General features: G+C 34.6%; 1 protein-coding gene. It reads right to left on the bottom strand.

The window, feature by feature from the left end; genetic code table 11:
• The coding region (locus KJR01_RS09780; RefSeq protein WP_214119046.1) for a glutathionylspermidine synthase family protein at nucleotides 1–456 on the bottom strand (456 nt) is incomplete at both ends.

Here is a 456-nt window from a genome sequence, read left to right as displayed (position 1 = left end):
GCTTAAACCAATACTCATAATTTTCGCCCTCTTTAAAAACACCCTCTTCGCTAAATTCCACCTCATCCACAAAGGAAAAATTAGTTTGAAAACCTGCTTCATTGGCTATATGTGCAAGCAATTTTGTAGTGATTTCTTCTTCTTTACTTCCTGCAACACTTGAAAAAAGAATTTTCCATCCTTGATAATGCTCTTCAAACCCTTCAACACTTTCATCAAGGGTAATAAGTCTTTTAAAATTATCCATCAAACTTTCATAAATGCTATTAAATTGTGCGCTTTCATCCATTCCATTTTGTGTTAAAAGTGCACATTGTAAATTCGCACTATCAAAAAGAGCAGTAGGGGTATCAGCATTAAATTCTATAAGTTTTATAGGCTTGCCATCAAGTCCACCCGCTAAATCAAAACGCCCATATAAATGCCAATGAACTTCATTTTCCCAGCTCATCATAA

Source organism: Campylobacter sp. 2018MI10, assembly GCF_018501175.1.
Taxonomy (GTDB): Bacteria; Campylobacterota; Campylobacteria; order Campylobacterales; family Campylobacteraceae; genus Campylobacter_E.
The sequence above is the reverse complement of the archived record's forward strand: the minus strand, read 5'-3'. Positions and strand labels throughout refer to the sequence as shown.